General features: G+C 54.4%; 6 protein-coding genes. 4 read left to right on the forward strand and 2 right to left on the reverse strand.

Translation table 11 applies throughout. The features are described from left to right. The first annotated feature begins 302 nt into the window (after positions 1–302). Entirely contained in the window at positions 303–1,958 is a 1,656-nt protein-coding gene (locus tag ACR0IP_RS16115) for an adenylate/guanylate cyclase domain-containing protein (protein ID WP_480526682.1), read from the forward strand. A 216-nt stretch (positions 1,959–2,174) separates the two neighbouring features. Here ACR0IP_RS16115 and ACR0IP_RS16120 read toward each other — a convergent pair whose 3' ends face one another. After that, entirely contained in the window at positions 2,175–3,062 is an 888-nt protein-coding gene (locus ACR0IP_RS16120) for a LysR family transcriptional regulator (RefSeq protein ID WP_480526667.1), read from the reverse strand. A gap of 100 nt (positions 3,063–3,162) precedes the next feature. On the opposite strand from ACR0IP_RS16120, the gene ACR0IP_RS16125 reads away from it, so the two are divergent. Together ACR0IP_RS16125 and ACR0IP_RS16130 are read left to right on the forward strand one after the other, a co-directional pair. After that, positions 3,163–4,473, forward strand: coding sequence for an aminotransferase class I/II-fold pyridoxal phosphate-dependent enzyme (locus ACR0IP_RS16125; protein WP_480526669.1), 1,311 nt, complete (start codon positions 3,163–3,165; stop codon positions 4,471–4,473). Between the two features lie 190 nt (positions 4,474–4,663). After that, positions 4,664–5,404 carry a hypothetical protein gene (locus ACR0IP_RS16130; protein WP_480526671.1) on the forward strand — a complete coding sequence of 247 codons (741 nt, stop codon included), beginning with the start codon at positions 4,664–4,666 and terminating at the stop codon, positions 5,402–5,404. A 99-nt stretch (positions 5,405–5,503) separates the two neighbouring features. Here the strand turns inward: ACR0IP_RS16130 and ACR0IP_RS16135 are convergent, their stop codons facing one another. After that, entirely contained in the window at positions 5,504–6,148 is a 645-nt protein-coding gene (locus tag ACR0IP_RS16135) for a cation efflux transmembrane domain-containing protein (protein WP_170363787.1), read from the reverse strand. 75 nt (positions 6,149–6,223) lie between these two features. On the opposite strand from ACR0IP_RS16135, the gene ACR0IP_RS16140 reads away from it, so the two are divergent. Further along, complete coding sequence (locus ACR0IP_RS16140; RefSeq protein WP_170363786.1) at positions 6,224–6,640, forward strand: MerR family transcriptional regulator; 417 nt, start codon at positions 6,224–6,226, stop codon at positions 6,638–6,640. Positions 6,641–6,847 lie beyond the last annotated feature (207 nt).

Below are 6,847 nucleotides of genomic sequence, written 5' to 3' on the forward strand. Positions count from 1 at the left end.
CTTGAGAACGCGAATTTTCCTCCTCCCAGTTGAACTGGGGCGCGCTTGTAATCAAGCGCGCCTCTTTTTATCGGTCGACGAGATGAAGCCCGCAACCGAGAGGCGGGGTAATCAGCGTCTACAAATGGCCCGAAAGCCGACGTTAATCAAAAAAGCTTGGAAGACAGCGGTTAGCTCAATGGTGACCTTGTCGGGCTGACAGAACCTGAGTGTCGCGTTAAGTTCCTAGAAACGGGGGTTAACGAATGGACAGAAGGCTTACCACAGTGCTTGCAGCTGATATCGTTGGCTACTCTGCACTGATGGATCGCGACCGGGAAGGTACGATTGCAGCGCTCAGATCATTCCGTGAAGAAACGCTTCAGTGTCTGCTGGAAGACCATGATGGAACGCTGATCAAAAGCATGGGCGATGGTTGGATTGCCGAGTTCAAATCCACATCAGATGCCGCAGATTGCGCGATCGCAATACAGTCAGCTCAGAAACCGGACGGTATCAAACTTCGAATTGGCATTCATACCGGCGAGGTCGTCACGGACGGTGATGACATTTTTGGTGACGGAATAAATGTCGCCTCCCGTCTCGAAGCACTGGCCGAGCCGGATCAGGTTTTGATGTCGGACACCTCGCACAACAGTTTGGACCGTGGTGATGCATCTCACTTCGAAGGCGGCGAGCAAACAGAATTGAAGAACATCACACGCCGAATTGGTGTTTGGCACTGGCCCAAAGGCACTTCGGCCAATCTTTCCACAACAACAGATGTCAGACCCGGGATTGCCGTGCTTCCGTTCGACAATATGTCCGGTGACCCCGAACAGGAGTTTTTTGCAGACGGCATTACCGAGGACATTATCACAGAGCTGTCTCGTTTCCGCTGGCTGATGGTGTTGGCCCGAAACTCGTCATTCACGTTCAAAGGTAGAAGCACAGATATACGGGAAGTCGGGCGCACTCTTGGGGTACGGTATGTTCTGGAGGGCTCGGTCAGACGTGCAGGTCAGCGCGTCCGCATTACAGGGCAGCTGATTGATGCAGAAAACGGCAGCCATCTTTGGGCAGATCGATTTGACGGCGTGCTTGATGATATTTTTGACCTTCAAGACAAAGTCACCGTTGAGGTCGTGACAGCGATTGAGCCATCGCTGAGGCACGCTGAAACAAACCGAGCACGAGCGAAACCAACGGACAATTTGGAAGCTTACGAGCTGTACCTGCGGGCGCAATCGCACTTCCATCTTTTGACAGACGAAGACAACCGCAAGGCCATACAACTCACAACACTCGCACTGGATCGTGATCCAGACTATACGTCCGCATCCGGGCTATTGGCTTGGTTGCATATTCAACGAATGGTTCAAGGGCTTGAACCTATTGGTGAGGGACCAAAGGAAGCTATCAAGGCCGCTGAACGGGTCCTCATGAGCGATCGTGCAGACGGGATCGCAATGGCGTATGCGGCGCATTCCATCTCAATGCTCGCGCGAGACCTGCCGCGTGCGCGGGACGTTTTCAAACAAGCGCTCAAGCAAAATCCAAACGCTGCAACAGTTCACATGCTGGCATCCATTAACCTATGCCTGCTTGATAGGCCGGAGGAGGCTCTGAAACACGCGGTTCAATCTGTCGACCTTAGCCCGCATGATCCGTTGCGCCACGCCGCCTACCTTGCTCAGGCAAGCGCACTCTTTCAGCTTGAGCGATATGAGGAAGCGGCTGGAGCTTGTCGGGATGCTTTGTCAGTGCGATCCAGCTTCGTCATGAGTCATCTCATGCTGATCGCTTCTCTGGGGCACCTGACTGATGAAGAAGCCGCTCGCAAAGCGGTTAAAGACCTGCAGATTTTGCGCCCGGGCTTGACTGCCGCTTCACAGGAAACCCAGATACCAATCTTCACTGTTCCAGCCTCCGCAAACAACTGGCGTGAAGGTTGGTTGAAGGCAGGGTTACCTCAATAGGTGACTGGTAAAGTCGGTAAACAGAGACTGACGCCATTCCATGCGAAGCTAGCGAAGTCGCAGAAACGTAAAACCTAGAAATCTGATACCCGCAGGAAAGGCTTTTCCCCCTGCCGCATGCAAAAACTTTACTGTCTGCGTTGCAGCCGTTCACGCCAAGTAGAGCGATTGACTGCGCCGCGTCTAAAGCAGAAAGACTCGCCATCTCAGCAGTTCTTATCCGTTGAAGTGCTGTCCTTCCTCTCGAAGTAGACTAACGACCTCATCAATCGCAGGATGGCGTCTCGATCTATGCGGAAGCTCGAGGGCCAACACCCGACCCGTTCCGATACTTTCCGATGAAACTTTCTTGAGTTGCCCAGACTGAAGCGCCTGCTCAACCAGGCAGCTATGTCCCATAAGCACACCCGCACCGGACTTCGCTTCTTCTACCGCAAGGGCGTATAACGAATACCTCGGCCCCCTTTGGGGATCACCAACTGAAACCGCCGTCGCCTCTGACCACATGGACCAGTCTTCTTGCCACGTCTGGTCGTGCAGCAACTGCGCGGTCTCCAGATCAAGACCATCTGCTATCCTTGGTGAACAAACGGGGAAGATTTCGTCCTCCGCAAGCACGATCTGATCCGGTGTTTCAGCCGGGACGGAAAAGAAAACTGACAGATCAAATAGTTCTCTCGACAGGCTGGGAGGCCTCTCCATCGCTGTCACCGAGACATTCAGGTCGGGACGCTTCTCGCGCAGCTTGCCCAATCGCGCTGGTAACCATAGCTGCGCAATTGAGGGCAAAGCGGCGATGTGGATCTCAGGGTTGGGTGCTAGGGTTCGCAAACTTTGCGTCGCCGCGGCGAGAAGATCAAAGGCATTTGTGAACTCTTCCGCTAGCTTGCGACCAGAAGAGGATAGCGAAACACCGTGAGCCCCTCTTTCAAACAAGGTAGTTCCGGCCCAGCCTTCCAAGGCTTTGATATGCTGTGAGACCGCGCCGGCCGTGACGCCCAACTCCTCGGCCGCGGAAACGAAACTTTCTAGCCTCGCCGCAGCCTCGAAGGCACGCAGGGCATTGAGGGGCGGCCCTTTGGGGCGGCGTGGTGCGACAGCCATAGATCTCAGCCTTAGTTTTTCTAAGCCCAGAAATAACAAAACTGGTTTGCGTTGTCATTCCGATCTGTCCAATCTGTGTGCAGCCAAGGAGGGAATTGCGATGACCATAGAAATGAGAAACTGGGTGCCGGCCGACAGCGAAGCACTAGTCCAGAAGATCGCAACCGAAACGTCTCGCACCTCATCCAACGCTCTGCTGGATCGGATTGAGCATTTAGCCACCCGAAATCGGGAAATCCACGAGCAAGAATGCTTCAACCTAAATCCAGCAACCAATGTAATGAACCCGAGAGCTGAAGCATTGCTGTCTTCGGGAATTGGCTCGCGCCCGTCGCTTGGATACCCAGGCGAAAAATATGAGATGGGACTTGAAGCCATCGAAGAGATCGAGGTCATCTCAGCCGAGCTTTGCGCGGAGGTTTTCGACGCAAAGTTCGCAGAAATCCGCGTGCCTTCTGGCGCGATTGCGAACCTCTATGGCTTCATGGCCACCTGCCAAGCCGGCGATACTATCATTGCGCCGCCGGCATCGATCGGTGGGCACGTAACACATCACATCTCAGGATGCGCCGGTTTGTTTGGTTTGCGAACAATAGATGCACCAACCGATGCCGATGGCTACACAGTCGATCTCGACCAGCTGCGCGCGCTTGTGCGAAGGGAGCGCCCCAAATTGATAACGATCGGCGGCAGTCTCAACCTTTTTGAGCACCCGGTCAAAGAAGTACGGGCCATTGCAGATGAAGTCGGTGCCAAGGTGATGTTCGACGCCGCGCACCAATGCGGGATTATCGCGGGAAGAGCCTGGCGCAACCCCTTGGCCGAGGGCGCACACTTCATGACAATGAGTACGTACAAAAGCCTCGGCGGTCCTGCTGGGGGACTGATTGTCACAAACGATGCGGAGATTGCAAAGGATTTGGATGCCATTGCATTCCCAGGCATGACGGCGAACTTCGACGCCGCTAAGTCAGCTGCGCTTGCTGTGACAATGCTTGATTGGCGCGACTACGGAAAGGACTACGCTGCCGAGATGATCGCAATGTCCCGCGCAATGGCCCAGGGCCTCGATGCGCAAGGTGTTCCAGTTTTTGCCGGACGCGAGGGTTTCACCGCCTCTCACCAGTTCGCCGTTCTGGCAGAACGCTTTGGCGGTGGACAGGCTGCATCCAAGACCCTGCGCAAAGCTGGGTTTCTGGCTTGCGGTATTGGCCTGCCGGTGACGGAAATCGAAGGTGACATGAATGGTCTGCGCATCGGTACGCCCGAGTTGGTGAGATGGGGCATGACGCCTGATCACGCCGACAGACTGGCTTCTTTAATTTCGCGCGGATTGAAGGGCGACGATATCGCCGCCGAAGTGGCTGACTGGCGCCGTCACTTTGCGAGCATACACTTCGTTCACGGCTAAATCTCTAGAATTTGCCGCAGGAGAAAAAATGATCGCTTCGCCCTGCAAAGCGGTCACTCAGACAGAACGCAGCGGACGATTGCTCTGAGCCCAGCAGAGACATCTCCACATCCTCGCACTACAATCGGTCGAAATGGAGACGGAACGCCATACCGGAAAAGAACCTAGGATTTTCCGAGGCAGGATTGTTGTGCCAGCAGAACTATCGGCCTGCGAGCGGCGAGCTCTGTCGAACAAACTGTATTCAGTACACCAAAAGATCTTTGCGGGTGTTTCCGCCGAAGAGTTTCATCAGCACGTCATAGAACCGCCGGCAGAAGCAACATCCATCCAGCTTTACTGCGCGGCAGACCAAAGTGTTATTGGTTATTGTGCAGTTCACCGCTATCGACGCCAACTGCATGGGCGCAGCGTCATAGTATTGCGGGCAGAGGCTGGGTTGGCACCAAGGTTTCGCGGACGCGGCGCAACTTACGGCTTCGGGATCGTGCGTGCTTTAACTGAAAAACTAAGCCATCCATTCACCCCAGTGTACTATCTCGGCACACTCGTTCACACGTCGAGCTATCACCTGTTCTGCAAGTACTTTCGGCAAATTTTCCCGCACCCGGATGTTAAGTCGCCCGGCGATATTCAGGAAATCGCTCGCCAGCTAATAGAAAGCTTCTCTGATCCGGCAGTTCGTCCAGAAGACCCGTTTGTGCGCGACGTCGGATGGGTCACTATTGAAACACCGCAAGAAAAACGTCTCAATGAACGGCTTGATCTATCAGACGTTCAGTTTTTTAAGCTACGCAATCCAGGTTTTACAAAGGGTCATGGCCTTGTCGTTTTAATTCCGATGATATGGCTCAACCTTTTAGGAGCACTTCTTTCACGTCTTTACGAGCGCGCGCGCATCGCTTCCGGAATTCATAAACCCGACCTTTGATTGAATGGTGACTTTGCCTGCAGAGCGGTCATTCAAGCAAAGCGTAGCGAACTACCGCTTTGAGCCTATACCTACCCGGTGTGCTCCCCGCAGCGAATGTCAGCTTGTCCGGGCTGCTCCATGCTCGTGCGCGGCGTCCTCGCGCCGTTCCTCAAGTGCCTGTCGGACAATTTGGTACGAAGATGACAAGAATAGGCTCGCCATGATCGCAGCGACAATGAGGTCAGGCCAGCCCGTTGCGGTGCCCCAGACACCCAAAGCGGCAATCATCACGGCCACATTGCCGATGGCGTCGTTCCGCGAGCATAGCCAAACCGACCGCACGTTGGCGTCTCCATCCTTGTAGCTGACAAGCAAGAGTACGCTCGCAAGGTTTGTTGCGAGAGCCAGCGCACCGATGATCCCCATGATTTCGGCCTCTGGAACACCCACGTAGAACACCCGATAGACGGTCGAACCAAACACCCACGCGCCCATCAGGAAGAGGCTGATCCCCTTCGCCAAGGCTGCGTTCGTTCGAGCGCGAACAGAAGCACCGATCACGGCGAGGGAAATACCATAGGTGAGCGCGTCCCCAAGGAAGTCTAACGCGTCTGCTTGAAGTGCCTGAGACTTTGCATAGTGTCCGGCGGTCATCTCGACCACGAACATTGTCGCATTCAGCGCGATGACGATCCATAACCGGCGTTTGTATTCGTTCGACATCCCGTCAAACTTCACGTCGCTACCGCAGCATCCTGCCATTTTTGAAACCTCTTCAGAATCGCCTCGGTTCTAATGTAGTCTCTCTAGTGACTAGAGGTTCAAGAGGGTTTTCGCATGTTCTCAATTGGAGAGCTTTCGAAGCGGACGAAGGTCAAAGTGCCTACCATCCGCTACTATGAAGAAATGGGTCTCCTGGCTCCACCGGAACGTACAGCAGGCAACCAGAGGCGTTACACAAACGATGGTCTGGAACGCCTGAGCTTCATCCGTCATGCGCGTGATCTTGGCTTCTCCATCGACGCGATCTCATCTCTGATCGAGTTGCAAAACCATCCAGACCGATCATGCGAAGCCGCCACCGAGATCGCCGAAGGTCAGTTGTCCGAAGTGCGAGCCAAGATCAAACGACTCAAAGCGCTTGAGAACGAACTGAAGCGTATTGCTCAAGGATGTGATGGTCGCGGCGTGGCAGAGGACTGTTATGTCTTGGCCTCGCTCGCAGACCATGACCTATGTGGCCGGGATCACTGACCCTCGAAAGCTGACATCTATTCGGTAACTCCGAACGGCAGCTTTGTCCGCATAGTAGTCGTTCACGCCGAGTGCAGCGAGTGTCTCCTTCGAGCCCAAAGCAGACACACCCGCAACAAAATGATATGGTCATAGAACCAGAGGCGCTCATACATTCAGGAACCGTACTTTACGGAGGCCGGACGAATGATCATGCGCATCTTTCAG

The sequence above is a fragment of the Ruegeria sp. AL11 genome, from assembly GCF_056540865.1.